Source organism: Arthrobacter sp. P2b (assembly GCF_900168295.1).
In the GTDB taxonomy this organism is placed as follows: domain Bacteria; phylum Actinomycetota; class Actinomycetes; order Actinomycetales; family Micrococcaceae; genus Arthrobacter.
Genome location: NZ_FVZL01000001.1, coordinates 487,477 through 507,389, shown reverse-complemented (window position 1 = coordinate 507,389; position 19,913 = coordinate 487,477). Strand labels below are relative to the sequence as shown.

Annotated in this window: 15 protein-coding genes and 1 pseudogene; 12 read left to right on the top strand and 4 right to left on the bottom strand. The window is 66.9% G+C overall.

What is annotated here, in order from left to right; all coding sequences use genetic code 11:
- Positions 1 to 17: 17 nt before the first annotated feature.
- Together B5520_RS02280 and B5520_RS02275 are read right to left on the bottom strand one after the other, a co-directional pair.
- Positions 18 to 554: a GNAT family N-acetyltransferase gene (locus tag B5520_RS02280; protein ID WP_079595434.1), complete on the bottom strand. Its 537-nt coding sequence runs from the start codon at positions 552 to 554 to the stop codon at positions 18 to 20.
- Between the two features lie 4 nt (positions 555 to 558).
- The gene (locus tag B5520_RS02275; RefSeq protein WP_079595433.1) at positions 559 to 2,499 is read right to left on the bottom strand and encodes an FAD/NAD(P)-binding protein; all 1,941 of its coding nucleotides are present in this window, start codon (positions 2,497 to 2,499) and stop codon (positions 559 to 561) included.
- A gap of 309 nt (positions 2,500 to 2,808) precedes the next feature.
- Between B5520_RS02275 and B5520_RS02270 the strand changes: the two genes are divergently transcribed.
- From B5520_RS02270 to B5520_RS02230, 9 genes are all read left to right on the top strand, one after another.
- Positions 2,809 to 3,831, top strand: a complete 1,023-nt coding sequence (locus B5520_RS02270; protein WP_176156733.1) for an amino acid ABC transporter permease — start codon at positions 2,809 to 2,811, stop codon at positions 3,829 to 3,831.
- Positions 3,831 to 4,649, top strand: coding sequence for an amino acid ABC transporter ATP-binding protein (locus B5520_RS02265; RefSeq protein WP_079595431.1), 819 nt, complete (start codon positions 3,831 to 3,833; stop codon positions 4,647 to 4,649). The genes B5520_RS02270 and B5520_RS02265 overlap by 1 nt, the downstream gene beginning before the upstream one ends.
- A 9-nt stretch (positions 4,650 to 4,658) precedes the next feature.
- Positions 4,659 to 5,723, top strand: coding sequence for a transporter substrate-binding domain-containing protein (locus B5520_RS02260; RefSeq protein WP_079595430.1), 1,065 nt, complete (start codon positions 4,659 to 4,661; stop codon positions 5,721 to 5,723).
- Positions 5,720 to 6,841, top strand: coding sequence for an LLM class flavin-dependent oxidoreductase (locus tag B5520_RS02255; protein WP_079595429.1), 1,122 nt, complete (start codon positions 5,720 to 5,722; stop codon positions 6,839 to 6,841). Before B5520_RS02260 ends, B5520_RS02255 begins: the two co-directional genes overlap by 4 nt.
- Positions 6,825 to 7,658: a DUF1684 domain-containing protein gene (locus tag B5520_RS02250; protein ID WP_079595428.1), complete on the top strand. Its 834-nt coding sequence runs from the start codon at positions 6,825 to 6,827 to the stop codon at positions 7,656 to 7,658. The genes B5520_RS02255 and B5520_RS02250 overlap by 17 nt, the downstream gene beginning before the upstream one ends.
- A complete protein-coding gene (locus B5520_RS02245; RefSeq protein WP_079595427.1) occupies positions 7,655 to 8,719 on the top strand; it encodes an LLM class flavin-dependent oxidoreductase in 1,065 nt (354 codons plus the stop codon). Before B5520_RS02250 ends, B5520_RS02245 begins: the two co-directional genes overlap by 4 nt.
- Positions 8,720 to 8,729: 10 nt before the next feature.
- A complete protein-coding gene (locus tag B5520_RS02240) occupies positions 8,730 to 10,091 on the top strand; it encodes an NtaA/DmoA family FMN-dependent monooxygenase (RefSeq protein ID WP_079595426.1) in 1,362 nt (453 codons plus the stop codon).
- A gap of 190 nt (positions 10,092 to 10,281) precedes the next feature.
- On the top strand, positions 10,282 to 11,010 hold the full coding sequence (locus B5520_RS02235; RefSeq protein ID WP_079595425.1) for a DUF222 domain-containing protein: 729 nt from the start codon (positions 10,282 to 10,284) through the stop codon (positions 11,008 to 11,010).
- Positions 11,011 to 11,177: 167 nt separating this feature from the next.
- Entirely contained in the window at positions 11,178 to 11,696 is a 519-nt protein-coding gene (locus tag B5520_RS02230) for an HNH endonuclease signature motif containing protein (RefSeq protein ID WP_368483714.1), read from the top strand.
- Between the two features lie 22 nt (positions 11,697 to 11,718).
- Here the strand turns inward: B5520_RS02230 and B5520_RS02225 are convergent, their stop codons facing one another.
- Together B5520_RS02225 and B5520_RS02220 are read right to left on the bottom strand one after the other, a co-directional pair.
- Complete coding sequence (locus tag B5520_RS02225) at positions 11,719 to 12,117, bottom strand: hypothetical protein (protein ID WP_079595423.1); 399 nt, start codon at positions 12,115 to 12,117, stop codon at positions 11,719 to 11,721.
- A gap of 141 nt (positions 12,118 to 12,258) precedes the next feature.
- Positions 12,259 to 13,239: pseudogene (locus B5520_RS02220) on the bottom strand (ABC transporter substrate-binding protein).
- Positions 13,240 to 13,560: 321 nt separating this feature from the next.
- Between B5520_RS02220 and B5520_RS02215 the strand changes: the two are divergent.
- The 3 genes from B5520_RS02215 to B5520_RS02205 all read left to right on the top strand — a co-directional run bounded on the left by B5520_RS02215 (position 13,561) and on the right by B5520_RS02205 (position 19,862).
- Positions 13,561 to 15,885, top strand: coding sequence for a hypothetical protein (locus B5520_RS02215; protein ID WP_079595422.1), 2,325 nt, complete (start codon positions 13,561 to 13,563; stop codon positions 15,883 to 15,885).
- Positions 15,886 to 16,028: 143 nt separating this feature from the next.
- On the top strand, positions 16,029 to 17,018 hold the full coding sequence (locus tag B5520_RS02210) for an LLM class flavin-dependent oxidoreductase (RefSeq protein ID WP_079595421.1): 990 nt from the start codon (positions 16,029 to 16,031) through the stop codon (positions 17,016 to 17,018).
- Between the two features lie 213 nt (positions 17,019 to 17,231).
- The gene (locus tag B5520_RS02205) at positions 17,232 to 19,862 is read left to right on the top strand and encodes a trehalase-like domain-containing protein (RefSeq protein ID WP_079595420.1); all 2,631 of its coding nucleotides are present in this window, start codon (positions 17,232 to 17,234) and stop codon (positions 19,860 to 19,862) included.
- The last annotated feature ends 51 nt before the right edge of the window (positions 19,863 to 19,913 follow it).

Here is a 19,913-nt window from a genome sequence, read left to right as displayed (position 1 = left end):
CGGCGGCACTCCGCCGGTCAGTTCTGCGCGGCCGGAAGTTCCTTGGTGAACGCCAGCGGCCCGATGGTCTCGGGGTCGGCGGCCAGGTCGAACTGCGGCTCATAGCCGGTGGTGAGGTAGAGGTGCTTGGCCTCGGGCTGCCGCGGACCGGTGGTGAGGTAGAGCCGGGTGTATCCGCGGCGGCCAGCCAGGGCCTCCAGTTCGGTGAGTACCATGCGGGCAAGGCCGCGACGGCGGTGTGCGGAGTGCGTCCAGATCCGCTTCAGTTCCGCCGTGGTGGCGTCATATTGGCGGAACGCCCCGCCAGCGATGGATTCGCCGTTTTCCTGGATCACCAGGAGCGCACCGCGGGGCTCCTCGAATTCGGCGGCTGGGTACCGGTTCAGCTCCTCTGCGGCAGCGCCCCGGCCAAAAAGGTCGCCGTAGCGGGTGTCGTATTCGACGGCGAGTTCGTCCAGCAGCGGCCGGACGCGGGGATCGTGCATGGGCAGGTTCAGGACCGCCAGGGCTGCGGGGTCAAGGGGCCTGCGCTTGAGTTCGGGTTCTGCGGTCACGGGTTCAGTACTTTCCGACGGCGGCTGGTTCTGGAGTTATTGTGGCGGAGGTTTCGGCGGACAGGCCACGGGCAACGGTGAGGATGGTCCGGGCCAGGGCATCGTTCTCGCGGAACGGTGCGGCATTGGTATTGGGCCGGGCAAACGCTCCCGCGCCCCAGCCTGAGGTTCCCGGCCCGATGCCGAACACGGTTTCCTGCGGGGTTCCGGCGGCATCCACCAGCTGGTGCCGGGCGGAAACCAGCAGTTTGCCGGTGGAGTGGATGCCGTCGGCCGTGAGCAGCTGCTGCTCCGTGCCCAGCCCGCTGCCGTGCAGGGACGCGAGCACGGGATTGAGCGACCGGGTGACCGACGTGGACGGCAGCCGGGCCTCGATGAAGGCGCTGGCCGTGATGGCGGCGGGATGGTGCGGGGACGTGGCCCGGAACAGCCCGGTGGCCTCGTCGACCGTCACCTCGAGGCCGGGACCCAGGAACTGGAGCAGCCCGGCACGGTGCAGGGCCAGCATCTGGCGCAGGCGGTGGGGCGGCGGGCCGGAGTCGACAAAGCTGAAGAACCCGTGCCACCAGCCGTGGACGGTCTGCTGGGACCGTGCATTGAGCCGTTCCGCAGGCACCACGCGCCCCAGTTCCATGTAAACGTGCAGCAGGGCCAGGAAGAGTGCCAGGGTCTCCGGATGGTCCGGGCTGTCCCGCAGCGCGAGGTCCTCTCCGATGTACCCTGCCACGGCGGACTGTACTTCCCCGAGGCCGGCGAAGCGGCGCCCGTCAAAGGGCCGGTCCAGCCGCTCGAGGTCGAGATGCAGGCCGGCATCCGGGACGGCGGCAGCCACGAGTTCGGTGCGCGCGGAGCTGTACCAGTCCAGGCCGGAGTAGCGCGAGGCGAACTCTTCCCAGCCCATGGCGGCCCGCTCCGGGCTGCCGGTCAGCAGCTCCCGGTAGTAGCCGTAGCCGGCTTCCTTGGCGATCAGCGGCCAGAGGTGGCTTCGGAAATCCAGTTCGCCGTGCCGCCGGAGCAGGGCCTCGACGGCGTCCGCGGTGAAGAACAGCAGCGGACCGGGGGCCTGGCCGCGGAGGGCAGACGAAATCTTGGAGTGGTACGGCACGCCGCGCCGCGACCCTGCCCACAGCCGGGGTTCCCTGCCGGACGCAAGGTAGCGCAGCCCGCCGTCGGGCGTTTCGTCGAAGCGCCCGCCGCGGCCCTCCATCAGGAGGACCAGCAGGTCGACGAACGCGAGGCCCATGCCGGCGACGATCACGTCCTGCCCGGGGGCGATGGCTGAATAGTCGACGTCGGTGGTGTAGCTGGGCGCCGCATGGAACCCGCCGTGGCGGGCGGCGAAGCGGGACCAGCCGGCGGAGGCGGCGTCCGGGCGGGAGTCGGTGTGGCCCAGCGCGGTGACCAGGATGTCGGCATGCAAAGTCCGCCCGTTGGCCAGTTCCACGGCATGCGCGCCGTCGCCGAGCGGGGCGATGTCCACCGCCGTGGTCCGGTGCACGGTCACGCTCTTGCCGAGGGACCGGGCAGCGCGGCGGAAGAACCATTCGAGGTACTGGCTTTGAAGTTGGCGGGTGGGGAACGAGGAGCCCGTGAGGGAGTGAAGCTGGTCCCGCAGCTGCCGGGGGAAGTCCGGAACATCGGTAATGGATCCGTCCAATACGCCGTCCGCCCATTCCGCCAGTCCGGGGCCGGACGCCGGGGGACCATCACAGGCGACGGACGCGTCCGTGAACATGGTGACGTCGGCCGCCGTCGAGTTCAGCAGCAGCCCGGGATGCTGGTCGTACCGCCAGATGCGGCCGGATCCGGGGACGTACGGCTCCACCACGTGGATCTGCAGGGCGCCGGCGAAGATCTCAGGCCGGTTGGCGGCAATCCGCTCAAGCACGCCGGCCGCCCGGGGGCCGCCCCCAATGAAGACGACGGCCGGAATGTTCGCTGGCATGGGGCTCCTGACGGCGGTGCGGGGCGGACGGGGACGCGGGGGCCTTGGAAGGGCCGCCGGAGTGCCCATGCTAGGCAGCGGTGACGACGGCGGTCGAGCGCCTGGTCACGCCCGTTAACTCCGCGTCACAGCGCGTCAAGGGACGCAAAAAACCGACTCATGACGCCACGCTAAGTCCCGTGACGATATGCAACCTGGCGCCTTGCTGGCCTCTTCCGGGCGGTCCTAGATTTGCAGCCAGCAACCGGGCCAGCCAGGACCGGTACCGGGGCAGCGGGCTCCAACCCGATTCGAGAAGCGAGGTGGCGCATGAGTTCAGCAGCAACGAAGGTGGCGCAGTCAGCACAATCACAGCCGGCACAGTCAGCACAGACGGCAGGAGCGGCTCCCCAGCCTGCGCCACCTGCCCGGACCGCCATGGACTACTCCGGCTACCCGGTGGTGGCAGCCAGGCATCCCTGGCGCTGGGTGGGGACTGCCGCCGTCGCGCTTGGTGTCCTGGCGGTGGCGTGGTCCCTTGCCACGAACCCGCGCTGGGAATGGGGCGTGGTGGCGCAGTGGTTCACCGCGCAGTCCGTGATCAACGGCTTGCTGGAAACCTTGAAGCTGACGGCCATTTCGGGCCTGCTCGGGTTCGTCCTGGGCTTCATCCTGGCGCTCATGCGGCTGTCCGCCTCACCGCTGCTGGTCTCGGCGTCCTGGACGTTCTCCTGGATCTTCCGGTCCACGCCGCTGCTGGTCCAGATGCTCCTTTGGTACAACCTGGGCTACCTCTACGAAAAGATCAGCCTGGGCATCCCCTTCACCGACGTGAGGTTCTTCGAGGTCCAGACCACCACGCTGATCAGCCAGTTCGCGGCCGCCGTCCTGGGCCTGACCCTGAACCAGGCGGCCTACTCGGCCGAGATCATCCGCGGCGGACTCCTCTCCGTGGACCAAGGGCAACTGGAGGCCGCGGCGGCCCTGGGCATCCCGGCCTGGCGGCGGTCCACCCGGATTGTGCTGCCGCAGGCGATGCGGGCCATCCTGCCCACCGCCTTCAACGAGATCATCGGCCTGGTCAAGGGCACATCGATCGTCTACGTCCTGGCCTACTCCGAGCTGTTCTACACCGTGCAGGTCATCTACAACCGCACGCAGCAGGTCCTCCCGCTGCTCCTGGTGGCAACGCTCTGGTACGTGGTGATCACCTCGGTCCTCAGCGTCTTCCAGTACTACATCGAACGGCACTACTCCAAGGGTGCGGTGCGGAACCTGCCGCTGACCCCCTGGCAGAAAGCCCGTAAATTCTTCGCCACCCACGCAGTGGCCAACCGGACCAGGAGCCTCTGATGACCGTTACAGCTGCTACAGCCACCCGCGGCCTGGTGGAAATCACCGGCGTCCGCAAGTCCTTCGGGGCCGCCGAGGTCCTCAAAGGCGTCAGCCTCACGATTGAGCCGGGCGGCGTTGCCGTCATCGTCGGCCCCTCCGGTTCCGGCAAGTCCACCCTGCTGCGCACCATCAACCATCTGGAAAAGGTGGACGGCGGCCACATCTCAATCGACGGCACATTGGTGGGCTACGAAGTCCGGGGCGGGCGGCTCCATGAGCTGCGCGAGAAGGACATCCTGAAGCAGCGGACCGAGATCGGCATGGTGTTCCAGAACTTCAACCTCTTCCCGCACCTCACAGCTTTGGAGAACGTGGCCGAAGCGCCCGTCGTGGCGCAGCGTCCCGGAAAAGCACGCCCCTCCAAGGAAGAGGCAAAGCGCCGTGGCCTGGAGCTGCTGGACCGCGTGGGCCTCAAGGACCGCGCCGATGCCTACCCGCGGCAGCTGTCCGGCGGCCAGCAGCAGCGCGTGGCGATCGCACGGGCCCTGGCACTGGATCCCAAGATCCTGCTCTTCGACGAGCCCACCTCGGCGCTGGATCCTGAACTCGTCAACGAGGTGCTCGACGTTATCCGGGAGCTCGCCACCTCCGGCACCACCCTGATCATCGTCACCCACGAGATGGGCTTTGCCCGGGACGTGGCGGACACCGTGGTGTTCATGGACCAGGGCCAGATCGTGGAGCAGGGCACCCCGCAGGAGATTTTCACCAACCCCCAGGAACCGCGCACCAGGAGCTTCTTCTCCAAGGTGCTCGAACCGGCTTTCAACATCTAAGGACTTCCCATGTCATTCTCTTCACCTGCCGGCATCCGCACCCCACGCTTCCGCAACAGGCGCACCCTGGCGGCGCTGCCCGCCGTCGTACTCCTCGGAACAGCCGCGCTGTCTGCCTGCGCCGATCCCGGTGCAACAGCTGCGGGCTCTGCCACGGGCGGAGCTGAGACGACGGCGGCACGCAACGGCGTGGTCTACAACGCGTCCCCGGACCAGCAGCGCATCCGGGCGGAGAAGGATCCGGCGCTCGCCGCCAAGGTCCCCGAACTCATTGGCAAGGACGGCAAGCTCACCATCGCCACCACCGCCGGTTCCATTCCGCTGTCCTTCCACGCCACGGACGACAAGACGCCCATTGGATCCGAGCTGGACATCGCGCAACTGGTGGCGGACAAGCTGGGCCTGGGGCTGGATGTCCAGGTCACCTCCTGGGAAAACTGGCCGCTGAAGACCCAGTCCGGCGACTTCGAGGCTGTGTTCTCCAACGTGGGTGTGAACAAGGACCGGGTGAAGCTCTTCGACTTTGCCAGCTACCGCGCCGCCTTTATGGGTTTCGAGGCGAAGAAGTCCGCCAGCTATGACATCAAGGGCGCGGATGACATCTCCGGCCTGAAGGTGTCCGTGGGGTCCGGCACCAACCAGGAGAAGATCCTTCTCGCGTGGAACAAGGAACTCGAGGACAAGGGCAAGGCACCCGCCACCCTGCAGTACTACTCGTCGGACGCGGACACCATCCTGGCTCTCTCCTCGGGGCGGACGGACCTGAACATCGCCCCCTACCCGTCCACGGTGTACCGGGAAAACACCCGGGACGACCTGAAGGTGGTGGGCAAGGTCAACGCCGGCTGGCCCTCGGAAACCCTGGTGGCAGCCACCACCCTTCGCGGCAACGGGCTGGCCCCGGTCATCACCGAGGCCCTGAACGCGGCCATTGAGGACGGTTCGTACGCAGAGGTGCTGGAGCGCTGGGGCCTGTCCGAGGAGGCGCTGCCGGAGTCGAAGACCATCACCGAGGAGACCTTCGCTGCCGCCCAGGCGACGGCCAGTGCCGTTCCTTCCGGGAAGACCTCATGAAGTTCCAGGTCCTGGACATCATCCCGCACCTGAAAAACCCGGTGACCGGGGAGATCGTCTCCACAGCGGACCGCCTCAACCAGGTGGTGGAAACCGCGCGGCGGGCCGAGGAACTGGGGTTCGACAGCTTCTCCATAGGGGAGCGCCACGCCGGGGAGTTTATCTCCTCCTCGCCCACCACGGTGCTGGCAGCAATCGCCGCCGTGACGGACCGGATCCGGCTGCAGAGCGGCGTCACCGTGCTGTCGGTGCTGGACCCGGTGCGGGTGGCCGAGGATTACGCCACCATCGACCAGCTCAGCCGCGGCCGGCTGGAACTGGTGATTGGCAAGGGTAACGAGGTGCTGCAATACCCGTTGTTCGGGCTGGACCTCGCTGACCAGTGGGACCTCCTGGCCGAGAAGTATGGGCTGCTGCGCCGGCTCTGGCGTGAAGAAGGAGTCACCTGGTCAGGGCGCTTCCGCCCGGCGCTGACAGAGCGAACCACCACCACTCCTCGCCCCTTTGACGGTCCGCCCAGGATTTGGCACGGCTCTGCTACAACGCTGACGTCCGCCGCCCTTGCCGGCAAATGGGGTGACCCGCTGTTCACGGCGAACGCCATTCAGCCCCGGGAGAACTACCAGGTGCTGATCGAGCATTACCGGGCGGAGTATGAGCGGCACGGCCACGATCCCCGGCAGCAGTACGTGGGTTCGGGCAGCGGTGCCGGCGGGGTGTTCATCGCGGACACCACCCAGGAGGCCATCCGGCAGTTCGGGCCGGTGTATGAGGCCCTGACGGCGAACCGCAACGTGCCGGGCAACAACACACCCTTCCGGGACATCCAGCACGCGGTGGCCGAGGGCCCCGCGCTGGTGGGCAGCCCGGAGCAGGTGATCGACAAAATCCTCAGCTACCACTCGCTGTACGGCCACGACCTGCAGTCCATCTCGCTGCCCACCACGCTGCCGTTCGAACAGCAGCTGGAGGTCCTGGAGCGGTTCGCGCTGGAGGTCATTCCCGCTGTCCGGGCGGCCGCGCCCACCACGCTGTGGGAAGCCGAAGATCCTTACGGCAACCGCCCCGAATCCGCCCGCACCAGCACCACAAGGAGACACTTTGTCTACGCACACTGAAACCGCCCTCGAGTCCTTCGACGCCGACTGGCAGGAATGGCACACGGCCCACGAACGCCAGCGCGCGCACCCGCACGGCTTCCTCGCCGTCACGCACCTGCACTGGCTGGACTCCTCCGCCAGGCGGCTGGACGATGTTCCCGGCACGTGGAGTGCAGTGGACGACGCCGTCCGCATCGTCCTGGAGGCAAGCGAAAGCCTGCAGCGGGACGGGCGGGAGTTGAACACCGGCTCCGGTGCCACCATTGAGCTGGGATCCATCGAGGAGCGCGGCGGGATCAACCTGGCGTCCAGCGATACGGTCATTGAGGTGGCGAAGCGCGGCGGCGAGTACATTGTGCGGCCGCGGAACCCGGAGAACGCACTGCTCCGCGAATACCAGGGCACCCCTGCCTACTCGCCGGACGCTGCCTACGCCGTCCGCGGGACCTTTGTGCCCTTCGAGGCGCCGCGGCCCACCACGGTGGGGGCCGCCGTCGAAGGCATCCAGCATGTCTACGAGGCCCCGGGTGAAATCCGTTTCAAACTGGCAGGCCGGGAACTGGCGCTGACGGCGTTCAACGGCCACGCACCCGGTTCGCTGTCCGTCCTGTTTACGGACCAGACCTCCGGCAAAACCACCTACGCAGCCAACCGTTCGCTTTCCGTGGTGCCGGCCGCGGACGGTTCGGTGGAGCTGGACTTCAACCGGGCCGTCAACCTGCCCTGCGCCTACACGGACCTGGCCACCTGCCCGCTGCCGCCGGCCGAAAACCGGCTGCCCGTGGCCATCGAAGCCGGCGAGAAGATCCCCTACGAACGTCAGGACCGGAAGTGAGCACCAACGAATCAGCCCGCGCCGGGTTCCTGGCGATCGAACTCGACGGCGCCGGGTGGGACGGTGCCGGTTTCGGCAGCCTCACCGAAGCCGTGCTTGCCGCGGAATCCGCCGGGTTCCATGTGGCCACCTTTACCGATGAACCGGCACCCGGGCGTGCCAACGCCCTGCAGCGTGCGGCCTACGCCGGCCCCATCACGCGGACCATAGCCCTGGTGCCGGAGGTGGATACGGTGTACACGGAGCCGTTCCACGTTTCCACGCAGCTCGCGAGCCTGGACTACGTGGCGGGCGGACGCGCCGGATGGATCGCTACCGCAGGGGAATCACCCGAAGCCGCTGCCGCCGTCGGACGCGAATTTGTGAGCGGCGCTGCGCTGGGCCAGGAAGCCGCTGCCTCCATCGAGGTGTCCCGGCGTTTGTGGGACTCGTGGGAGGACGATGCGGTGATCCGTGACGTCGCCACCGGCCGCTACATCGACGTGGACAAGCTGCACTACGCCGACTTTGAAACCCCGGCGGACTTCGCGGGCGCGGCCTATTCGGTCAAGGGCCCATCCATTATTCCCAGGCCGCTCCAGGGGCAGCTGCCGGTGCTGGTTCCGGCGTCCCTGCTGGGCGGGGTTTCAGCGGACGCCGTGGACGGTGTGCTGGTGAACGCGCCGACCCCTGAACTGCTGGCCGCCGAGGTCCGCGACGTCCGCACCCGCGTCGGAGCTTCGGTGGCGGTGGTTGCCGAGCTCGACGTCGTCCTGGACGCCCGGGGGCAGGCTGCGGGGGACCGCGGGGCCGGCGCCGACAGCGGCCGGGCGAGGTACACCGGCCCGGCGGCAGCCCTCGTTGACCTCCTGGCGCCGCTGCTCGCAGAGGCCGACGGCGTGCGGCTCCACCCGGCGTCGCTCGCGGTGGACCTCGGGGAACTGGCCCGGCTGGTCCTGCCGGAACTGAGGCGGCGCGGTGCCCTCCGTTCTCCCGTCCAGGACGGCACCTTCCGTGACCTGCTGGGCCTCGAACGTCCGACCAACCGCTATGCATCCGCCGCTGCCGGCACCGGAAAGTGAGGGAAAAACCATGACGCAGCACAGCCGTGCTACATCCAATGTTTTCACGCCGACAGGGAAGCTGCAGTTCGGCATTTTCTTTCAGGGCGTCAACTCGGGAACCATCTGGAAGGCCCCGGAATCCGGCTCGCAGACCGACTTCGAATCGTTCCGCCGCATCGCCCAGACCGCCGAGCGCGGGCTGTTCGCCGCGTTCTTCCTGGGTGAAGGGCTCCGCCTGCGGGAACATCTCGGCCGGCCCCACGCGCTGGACGTGGTGGGCAGGCCGGACGCCCAGACCATGCTCGCGGCGCTGGCTTCGGTCACCAACAACATCGGTCTGGTGGCCACCCAGAACACCACGTACAACGATCCCGCGGATCTGGCCCACCGGCTCGCCTCAATGGACCTGATCTCCGGCGGCCGTGCGGCGTGGAATATCGTCACTACGGACAACGCCTGGACCGGGGCGAACTTCCGGCGCGGCGGCTACCTGGACCACGCGGACCGGTACAAGCACGCCGAAGCCTTCGTGGAGACGGCAAAGCGGATCTGGGACTCCTGGGAGACCCCGAACGGTCCTGCCCGCCCGGTGCTCCATGAGGGGCAGCACTACACCGTGGATGTCACCCCCCGCCTGCCGCGGAGCGCCCAGTACCGGCCGGTGCTGTTCCAGGCCGGCGACTCCCCGCAAGGCCGTGATTTCGCAGCGCGGCAGGCCGATGTGATCTTCTCCGCCCACCCCACGTTCGATGACGCCGTCGAGTTCCGCCAGGACCTCGTGGCGCGCTCGCTGGCTGCCGGCCGCGGGGCCAACGCGGTGCAGATCATGCCGGCCAGCGAATTCATCCTGGCTCCCACCGCGGAAGAGGCGGCGGAGAAGAAGGAGTGGGTCCGCAGCCTGCAGATCGGTCCGCAGCAGGCGGTGGCGTACCTGGAACAGTTCTGGGGCCGTGAGCTGTCCGACTACGATCCCGACGGCCCGCTTCCGGAGATTGATCCCGTGGTGGAGGAAACCTCTGAAACCCGGGGCAGCGGCTTCCACGGCGCGAAGGCACGGCAGTTGGCGGACCAGTGGCGGGCCGAGGCCAAGGACAAGGGGCTCTCCATCCGCCAGTTCGTCACGTCCCGCACCGCGCGCGTGGACTCCACCTTCACGGGTTCCTACGCTGCGGTGGCCGACCAGCTGGCCGAGTACGCCCGCGTGGGCGCGGTGGACGGTTTCAACGTCTCACCGTGGCTCATTCCAACGGGGCTGGACGACATCGTGAACCACCTGGTGCCCGAACTCCAGGAACGCGGCGTCTACCCCACCGAATACCGGGGCACCACCCTGCGGGAGAACCTGGGGCTGGAGACGCCCGTGCGCTCCGCCGAGACGGTCCGCGCCTGATGAATTGGCACCGCGGTGGAAAGGCCGACGACGGCGAGGAGGGTGCCGCCGTCGTCGAGCCTTCCGCTGGGGCTGTGCAGCTGCAGCTGACGGTGTGGGAGCAGCATCTGTAGGGCGTTTGTCAGACCCCGCACCTAGGCTGGAAGCGTCCGGATAAGGAAAACCCGACGTCTCAGGAGGAGGGCAGCGCATGCGGCATCAAACGGCCCCGGAGGCTGATGATGCCTGGGTTCCTGCTGTCGCCTTCGCGGATGGGGATCCACTTCTGGTCGGGACCGTGAGCTTTCCACTCCCTTCCTTCCTCTCGGCTGACCAGGCTCTTCGGCTCGTCGCATCAGCAGACCGGCTCATTGCCTGGGGAACGGCCATGAAAACGCGTGCCCTGGCCCGGGTCGAAGAGGCCGTTGGCGAAGAGACCCCGGTGAGGCGGGAGGAGCAGCCCGTGCGTTTTGGCGGGGACGAGGCCCATGCGCTCGCCGTCACAGAGGTGGCTACCGCCTGCGCCGTCTCCGAAGGTTCAGCCGCACGCTCCTTGAATGAAGCCGCAGAACTGACCACGTCCCAATGGGAAGTTCTTGAAGCGGTTGAAGAAGGAAAGATTTCCAACGGGCACGCACGGACCATCCTCGAACAGGCGCGCTTCCTGCCTGCCGGGCACGCTGAAAAGTTCTCGCGGGTGGCCCTGCAACGGACGCGGACCCGCCACGGCCGTCTCCGCACCGCCGTCGAACTGCGCAGCTGCCTGCGCAGGCTGCGTGAGCGGCTCCATCCAGAGAGCCTCGCGGCCCGGAAAGCAGCCGCCCACCGCGAACGCGGCGTGTGGTTCTCACCCGAGCCGGACGGGATGTGCACCCTCACCGCCTCCCTTCCTGCAGAGGTTGGCCTGGCCATTTACGGCTCGACCACGACGCACGGCTGATCAAGGCCAAGGTTGCGGAACATAGCCGTGACTCAGGCGCCATTGTTGGGGACGGTGTCCGGTCCGGCTCCAGCACGCTCCCGGAGTTCCGGGCGGATGCACTGGCCCACCGTCTCCTCGGCGGAACTGGGGAGTTAGAGTTCGGGGTGTTCCGGGCCGAGGTGGTAGTGACCATTCCCCTAGGCCTGGCACTCGGGGGCGGCACAGGAAGCGAAGCGACACTGGACTCCGCGGAACTTGCCGGCTACGGGCCCATTGACGGTCCCACCGCCCGACAGTTGGCGGCACTGGCCCCCAACTGGCAGCGGCTTTTCACTGACTGCACCACCGGCAAAGCCCTCGGGGTTGGGCGGACGGCTTACCGTCCGCCGAAGGCGTTGCTACGGTACCTGCACAGCCGTGACGGCACCTGCAGGTTCCCGGGCTGTACCCGCCCGGTCTCTGTTTGCGAACCCGACCATACCGTTGAGTGGCAGGACGGGGGACCGACCGACGCCGGCAACCTTGCAATGCTGTGCCGAAGACACCACGCGCTCAAGTCCATAGGGGCCTGGAAGTACAGGCAGATGCCTGGGTCCGGCAACCTCGAGTGGCAATCACCATTCGGCCGCGTCCACATCAGCGAACCCGTGGAAGTCCATCCGGGGCCTGATCCAGGCAAGCCGCCGGAACCGCCGCCGTTTTAGTTCCTGCGGCCGCGGTGGGACTTCAGTCGTTGGCAGGGCGGTGCCATTCCTGATCAGCGGGCACACGTCCGATGCTCCAGGCCGCGACTTTACGCAGATCGACCCTGGTTGCCTGCAGGCGGACCTGGCGTCCCCCTGTCACGAGCACGGGGCCAAGAAAATGAACGTACAGATCATCGTTCAGTTTCTGTTCGTCCGCGGGTGAGGCAACGGAGGCGAAGGCGTCGGCGATGGCCGGGCTGCCGACGCGGATCTGGTCATTCTGCCGCCGCTCCCAGGCCTGCCCGGACGCGACCGATCCCGAAATGATGGTCCCGTCAACGACAACAGTCAACTCGATCGTTGCATCAGGGTCGAGCCGGACAGTTGCGGCCAACAGCTGCGCCAGTCGGCCGTCAATGTCATACTTCCCGTCCGTCATGGCTCGTCCCTTTCATACTTATATGGACCTGGACCTGCTCCTTAACAGCTTAGTTTCCGGCGTTCACGCCACCGCCGGAATTGGGCATAAAAATCCCCGCCGGGCTGGTGCCCGGCGGGGATTCCTTCGTCGGCAGGACCTTTACTTCTTTGGCAGGCCTGCCGGGTTCAACTCGGACTTCTGGATTGCCTCGGATGACAGGCCCCAGCGGTCCAGGATCTTGGCGTAGGTGCCGTTTTCGATCAGTTCGTTCAGCGCTGCCTGGGCAGCCACGGCCAGGCCGTTGTCCTTCTTGGTGGTGAAGGCGATTTCCGCCGTCAGCGGCCAGCCGCCGTTGAGCGTGCCCACCTGCTTGCTCTTTCCATCCTGCGCAGCCTTGTAGGCGGCACCCGCGTTGGGTCCGAAGGTCAGGTCCGCCCGGCCCGACTGAAGGGCAAGCGACGAGGCGGAATCGTCGTCGTAATACTGGAACTCGATCGGCGCCAGGCCATTCTTCTTGTTTTCCTCGTCCCAGCGCACCAGGATGGCTTCCTGGTTGGTGCCGGAGCCAACGATGACCCGCTTGCCCGCCACGTCCTTGGCGTCCTTGATCTCGCCGATGTTTGAATCGCTCTTTGCGTAGAAGCCCAGCAGGTCATTGCGGTAAGTGGCGAAATCGAACTATTCCTTGCGGGCCTCGGTGACGGTCACGTTGGACAGCACGGCCTCGTACTTGCCGGATTCAACGCCCAGCGGCCAATCAGCCCAGGCCACGGGAAGCGCTTCGACCTCCAGGCCAAGCGTCTCGCCCACCGCGTAGGCGATGTCCACCTCGCTGCCGATGAGGGTCTTGTTGTCGGTCGCGAAAAGGCTCAGCGGAGCAGTGCCGCCGGTGCTCACGATGGTAAGCTTCCCGTCGGCCTTGATGGCCTCGGGGACCAGTGCCGCCGCAGCGGGGTCAACGGTGACCTTGAAGCGGTCCTGCTCCGGGGACAGGTTGAACTGCTTCCCCGCCACTGTCGCGGAGGACGACGACGGTGCTGTCGCCGCCGTCGCGCCCGGATCAGCGCAGGCAGCCAGCCCCAGCAATGCTGCTGCTGTCAGGGCCGCGGCGGCGGCGGGTTTCGTTCTGGTGATGGCCAAGATTCCCCCTTGGGAAGTAGGTAGCGGTTGCATCGGGTGTGCTCGTTGCAGCAACTATCCGCCAGCGCCGCGAAGGGAATCAAAGGCCGCCGCAACCCGGAGATACAGGGCGTAACGCCGGTTAATCGGGGGACCGCGGCGGTCATATTCGGGCCCTCTGCCGAGTCAAGAACCAAGTAGCGCGCGCCGGGTGTCGCCTTTTAACGAGTACCTGGGGCCTAAAGACAGGTGTGGGATTACGCGTGTGCTTAGCAGCTGCCGCAACCTACCGTTGGGCTAGCAGCGGCCAATGGGGGCCGCTCACCGGTCTCAGGAGCACACATGCGCACTTCCCCGTCAAAGCCGTCGGTTCCACGCCGCCTCGCCGCTGCCGTTGTCCTGCCGGGCCTGCTGGCCACCAGCTTGGTGCTGGTGCAGCCGGCCGTCGCCGGGACATCGTCCAACGGATCGATCTGCAATGGCGTGGTGAACCAGCTGGCACACCGGGGGACCGTCCAGGAAAACCTGCTGAAAGCCGCGGCCAAAAAGAACGCCGATGTCATTGCCAGGCTGCAGGCTGAACGTGATGGGCTGGCGGCACAGCAGGCGGCACTCATGGAGCAGAAGGCTGCAGTGAATACGGAGATGGCGGCCCTCGAGGCGGAGGCACAGCAGCTGGCGAAAGACGTCAACACTGCCGAGGCCGACATCGCCAGGCTTGACGGGGAGAAAACCGCAACGCTGGCCGCCATTTCAGACACCCGGGAGGCCCTGGCCATCCTGCATGTCGACAAGGCTGGGGTCGAAGCCGAGCTCGCGCCCCTGCTTGAGCAGCAGGCTGCGGCTGAAGCGGCCGCTGCCGGTCTTCGCGCCGAAGCCGCTGCCCTGACCGCGGAAATGGCCGGTGCCCAGCGCGCGATCGATACCGCCGCCGACGAGCTTCTTGTCCTTCAGCAGGCCGCCGGGAACGCGGCCTCTGAACTGGCGGCCAAGGAAGCTCACATCGAGGCGGCAGAAGACGATCTAGTAACCCTGACCACCACGGCGCAAGAAGCCGTCGCGGCTGTAGCCACCGCAAGGGACGAACTGACCGCAGCCAAAATTGACCTCACGTCATTGGAGACAACAGGCAAAGCCGCTGAGGAAGCCCTGCAGGCGCAGCGGGAGGCCATACGGCTGGCAGAGCAGAAGCTCGCGGAACTGGAGGCAACGGCGGCGGCAGCGGACAAAGCCGTGGCAGATAAGAAAGCTGAGATCGCGGCCGTCGAAGCGGATCTGGAGGTTCGTGAAGCTGCCGCCGGCTCAGCAGCGGCAGCGCTCGCAGCCAAGACCGCCGAGATTGTTGCGGCCGAGGCACGGCTCGTCACCTTGGAGGCGGAGGCAGCGGCAGCTGCGGCCGCGGTGAAAGCCAACGATAACCACATCGCTGAGGCAGAAGCGGAGGTAGCGGTATTCCAAGGCCGAATCAGCACCATAAATACCGCCATAGTGGCCATACAGGATGAGCTGGCAACGGCCCAGGCCCAGCTGGGCCAGCTGGAGGCCAACAAGAACACTCTTGAAGCAGAGATCGCGGCGTTGACGGCGAAAATAGACAAGAACAATGGCAGCGCGAACGGCCTTATTACCCAACGGGCTGAGAAGCTGACGTTGCTGGCTGCCGTCAGCGCGCAGATCAACGACAAAGACGCCGAGATTTCCGGACTTCAAGGGGACCTTGCGGCCCTTAACGCGCAGGTGTCATCCTTGAACAGCCAGTTGCTGGCCAGGCAGCAGGAAAGCAGCGCGCTGCAGACGCTGTCCGTGCCGCTGCAGTCGGTCCTGACGATTGCGAATGCGGCCGTCACGGCCAAAGAAGGCGAAATCGCGAAGCTCACGGCCGAACTTCCCGCGCTTGAGGGCGCCGTGGACCAGGCGAACACTGCCGTCGCTGGGAAGCAGACTGAACTGGACGCTTTGCAACAGCAGCTCACAGTGCTTACGGACACAGCCGCTGTGGCATCAGGCGAACTCTCCACCCAGGAGAAGATTCTGAAGGATCTGGAAGCGGCGCTGCCGGCGCTCATCGGGAACGTGGCCGCTGCCGAGCAAGCCATTGCCGGCCAGGAGTCCGTGGTGGAGGCAAGGAAGGTGGCTTTGGCGGAGGCCGAGGCGGCCCGTGTTGCAGCGGAATCCGCGGTGGGAGCAAAACAGCTGGAAATTTCAGGTCTCAAAGGCGAACTTCCGGCCCTTCAGGCGGCTGTTGATGCAGCGCAGAGTCTGGTTTCCGGCAAGACGAAAGAGATCGAAAGCCTGAACGCGATTATGGACAAGCTGGTGGCTGACCTGGCCCTGAAGAACGCGGAAATCCAGTCCAAGGAAGCGGAGATCCTCGTGCTGCAGGGCAGGGTGACGCCGCTTCTGGCCCAGCTCACTGCTCTGGAAGGTGAGATCACCGCGGCGGAATCAGCGCTCAAGGACCTGCAGCTCCAGCTGAACGCGCTTGACCGGCAGCTGGTGGAAGCCCAGGGTGTGCTGGCCGGCCTGGCGGGCAGGAAGGGGAGCAACAGTAAAGCCATTGATGTGCAGAAGGCAGTGGTGCGCAGCTTGCAGGATCAACTGGGGGCAGTGCAGACGAAGATCAATGCCATCGACACGCAGATCGGATACGGAGGCTGCGCCATCTAATGGCGTGATTCCTTTTGGCCAGGTAGTCCCGGAAGTCTTTCGCCCGTTCGAAATAAGCGGGGCCTCGCCGTCGTTATGCCTTTCGTGCCCGTCGTGACCCGGCGGGCAAAACTACGCAACGCTTCGAAAGGCCGGCACCTCACGTGACTCTTCCGCTTTCCATCCTTGACCTGGCAACCATCGGCAAAGGCCAGACGGCGGCGGAGAGTTTCGCAGGCAGCGTGGCCATGGCGCAAAGCGCCGAGCGGCTGGGGTACCGGCGGATCTGGTACGCCGAGCACCACAACATGTCCTCCATCGCCTCGTCAGCCACCAGCGTGCTGATCGCCCACGTGGCCGCGCACACGGAAAGCATCCGGCTGGGCGCCGGCGGCATCATGCTGCCCAACCACTCGCCGCTGACCATCGCCGAACAGTTCGGCACCCTGGAAACCCTGCACCCGGGGCGCATCGACCTCGGCTTGGGCCGCGCACCCGGCAGCGACCAGAACACCATGCGTGCGCTGCGGCGGGACCCGATGTCCGCGGACAGCTTTCCGCAGGACGTCCTGGAGCTCCAGGGCTACCTCACCGGCCCCACCCGCATCCAGGGTGTGGAAGCCACCCCGGGCAAGGGCACCAACGTGCCGCTCTACATCCTGGGCTCATCCCTGTTCGGCGCACGGCTGGCCGCCCAGCTGGGACTTCCCTACGCCTTCGCTTCGCACTTTGCGCCCAACGCGCTGCAGGATGCCGTGGCCATCTACCGCCGGGAATTCAAGCCCTCCGCCCAGCTGGATGCGCCGCACGTGATTGCCGGCGTGAATGTTATTGCCGCTGATTCCGCCTCTGAAGCGCAGGCCATGCTGCAGGAGACCAAGCGCGCAAGGGTCTCCCTGTTCTTCGGCGGCGGGCGGGAGTTCACCGACGACGAAGCGGACATGATCCTCGACTCACCGCAGGGCCAGCACGTCTCCCAGATGATGACCTATTCGGCGGTGGGCACGCCCGACGCCGTGATGGAGTATCTTGACAGCTTCGGCCGGCACGCCGACGCCGACGAACTCATCGTGGCCCACCAAAGCACCGGCACCGAGGCCCGGTTGCGGTCCGTCGAGCTGCTTGCCCAGGCGGCCGGCCTGGCCCGGGTGTAGCTGGGGGCGGCCACCCGCCGCCGGACTTTTCCACATACGCAGTGCTTTTACACATACGCAATGGTGGGGACTTTCGGCGGAAACCGGCCGGGCGGACCATGAGGGATGTCCCCTCCGGAGTTCCGGCGGACCTCCGGGGAGGGGCACCACCCGATCGCCGCGGGCCATCCCGCGGCTGCCTTACCGGGTGCGTCCTGCCTAAGGGGTGCACGAATGGCGATGCCGCTGAACCAAAGCGTGGCGGATTCCGCGCTGCTTACCAGGTCCCTCCCGCTGGGGCTGCTCCGTTCCTTCATCCAGTCTGACGCGGCCGGCGACGGGCTGACTCCCACCCTGCTGTCGGAACTCAAGGTCCTGGCCCGGGTTCCGGGGCTTCTGGTTGCATGCAATTACGGCGGGACGCTCTGCGATGCCGAGGGGATCTCCACGGAAACCCTCCCTTTGGGGAGCGCTGCCATCGCCCTGCGCGCACTGGCGGCGCTGCCCAACACCCATGCCGCCGTCATCTCCGGCCGTTCGCTTCGTGACCTGGCTGCCGTATCCCGCCTGCCCGCGGAAGTGCACCTCATCGGCTCGCACGGTGCCGAGCCGGACATGCAGTTCGCGCATGTCCAGCCGCTGGCCACCGAAGCGGTCCTGCACAAAGTCAACGCAGCCCTCACTGAGGCTGTGGGCTTCCACAAGGGCATCTGGATTGAGCGCAAGCCTGTGGCCGTTTCGGTCCACACCCGGCCTGCCACCGCGGACGTCGTCGCGGCCGTCACCGAAACCGCCCGGGAGATAGCCCGCAGCCACGGGCTGTTCTTCATCGTGGACGGGTCGGTCCTGGACCTTTCCGTCGTGGAACCGGCGAAGGCCGAGGCGCTGGAAAACCTCCGGTCGCGGCTCGGCGCCAGCGCTGCCATGTACGCCGGTGACGCCTACAGCGACGAGCTGGCCATCGCCACCCTCCGCGGGCCGGACATGGGCCTCCGGGTGGGCACGGGGGAGACCCGCGCCGCGCACCGGCTCCGCGACCCGGAGTGCTTTGCCCGGGTCCTGGCCATCCTGTTCGAACTGCGCCGGGCGTGGCTGTTCGGCGAGGACGCCGTGGGGCTTGAGCGGCACTCCATGATCGGCAACGGATCCTCCACGGCCCTTGTCACCCCGGACGCCAGGATCTGCTGGATGAGCCATCCGCTCCCGGACTCCGGATCACTCTTTGCCCACATCCTCGGCGGCGACGCGGCAGGGCACTTCTCCATCGAGCCCGTCAAGGCCTCCCAGGTGCTGGGCCAGCGCTATGTGGACAGCACCATGATCGTGGAGACCCGCTGGGCGGACGTCACGGTCACGGACTACCTTGAACCTGCCCCGGAAGGCATCACCAGCCTGGTGCGGGTCCTGTCCGGAAGCGGTGCGGCCCGGATCGTCTTCGCCCCCCGCCCCGACTACGCCAATGCGCCGTTCAGCATGGAGGCCCGCGGCGACGAACTGCATGTTGCGGGGACCTCGGACCCCATTGTCCTCTACGCCCCGGGCGTGAAGTTCGCCATCACCTCGGACGGCCGGCACGCCACGGCCACGGCCGCTGTCAACCTGCAGGACGGTCCAGTGGTGCTCAACCTGCGGTGCGGCGACACCGAACACCAGCCCGCAGATCCCGGCGGCGAAACGGACCGGCGGGCGGGCGTGGCACTCCACTCGCGGAGCTGGGTGCAGAGCCTGGACCTGCCCGGCGTCAAGCCCTCCCTGGTGCGCCGGTCCGCCCTGGTGCTCCGGGCGCTGGTCCACGAACCCACCGGCGCCGTGCTGGCCGCGCCCACAACGTCGCTGCCCGAAGGGATCGGCGGCACCCGCAACTGGGACTACCGGTACTGCTGGCTGCGGGATGGGTCCATGACCGTCAACGCGCTGGTGGACCTTGGCTCCACGCAGGAAGCAGCCGGTTTCCTGGATTGGCTGGGCCGGATCCTCGAGCACGCCCCCGGCCCGGAATGGCTGCATCCCCTCTACTCCGTGACGGGCGCGCCGCTTTCAACCGAAGCGGTCATCGACAGTCTCCCCGGCTATGCCGGCTCCCGGCCGGTCCGGATCGGCAACGCCGCGGACCACCAGGTCCAGCTGGACGTGTTCGGCCCCATCGCGGAACTGATCCATGCCCTGAGCGAAAAGGAATTGGCGCTGACCGACGGCCACTGGGAGCTGATGGTCCAGATGGCTTCCGCGGTGCTGGCCCGCTGGCACGAACCCGACCACGGCATCTGGGAGGCACGGCGGGCTCCCCGGCATCACGTGTACACCAAGGTGATGTGCTGGGTGACCCTCGACCGGGCGCTGCAGACCGCCGCCCGGCACGGCCGCACCCCCGACCCCTCCTGGGAAGCCACTGCCACAGCCATCCGGAACGAGGTGCTGCGTGAAGGCTGGGACGAGACAGCATCCTCCTACACCGTTGCCTATGACAGCCCCGATCTGGACGCCGCCGTCCTGCACATCGGGCTGTCAGGCCTGCTGGACGTCTCGGACCAGCGCTTCCTGGATACGGTCACGGCCGTGGAACGGGAACTGCGGGTGGGTCCCACCGTGTTCCGCTACAGGTACGACGACGGCCTGCCGGGGCTGGAGGGTGGGTTCCACATCTGCACCACCTGGCTGATTGAGGCGTACGTTGCGGTGGGGCGGGTTGAGGAGGCCTGGGACCTTTTCGACCAGCTGGTGAACCTCTTCGGGCCAACCGGCCTGCTGCCCGAAGAATACGATCCCGGCACCGAGACCCACCTGGGGAACCACCCGCAGGCGTACTCCCACCTCGGTTTCATCCGGTGTGCGCGCCTCCTGGACGCCCTGCAGGGCAGAAGGTAGCCGCTTGTCCTGATTGCTGCCTAGAGTGGAAGTTCCGGGTGCCTGCAGCGG

Excerpts from the sequence above, each read along its gene's own strand:
- B5520_RS02275 (WP_079595433.1), bottom strand. The coding sequence starts at position 2,499 with ATGCCAGCGAACATTCCGGCCGTCGTCTTCATTGGGGGCGGCCCCCGG.
- B5520_RS02270 (WP_176156733.1), top strand. The coding sequence starts at position 2,809 with ATGAGTTCAGCAGCAACGAAGGTGGCGCAGTCAGCACAATCACAGCCG.
- B5520_RS02265 (WP_079595431.1), top strand. The coding sequence starts at position 3,831 with ATGACCGTTACAGCTGCTACAGCCACCCGCGGCCTGGTGGAAATCACC.
- B5520_RS02260 (WP_079595430.1), top strand. The coding sequence starts at position 4,659 with ATGTCATTCTCTTCACCTGCCGGCATCCGCACCCCACGCTTCCGCAAC.
- B5520_RS02255 (WP_079595429.1), top strand. The coding sequence starts at position 5,720 with ATGAAGTTCCAGGTCCTGGACATCATCCCGCACCTGAAAAACCCGGTG.
- B5520_RS02240 (WP_079595426.1), top strand. The coding sequence starts at position 8,730 with ATGACGCAGCACAGCCGTGCTACATCCAATGTTTTCACGCCGACAGGG.
- B5520_RS02235 (WP_079595425.1), top strand. The coding sequence starts at position 10,282 with ATGCGGCATCAAACGGCCCCGGAGGCTGATGATGCCTGGGTTCCTGCT.
- B5520_RS02225 (WP_079595423.1), bottom strand. The coding sequence starts at position 12,117 with ATGACGGACGGGAAGTATGACATTGACGGCCGACTGGCGCAGCTGTTG.
- B5520_RS02215 (WP_079595422.1), top strand. The coding sequence starts at position 13,561 with ATGCGCACTTCCCCGTCAAAGCCGTCGGTTCCACGCCGCCTCGCCGCT.
- B5520_RS02205 (WP_079595420.1), top strand. The coding sequence starts at position 17,232 with ATGGCGATGCCGCTGAACCAAAGCGTGGCGGATTCCGCGCTGCTTACC.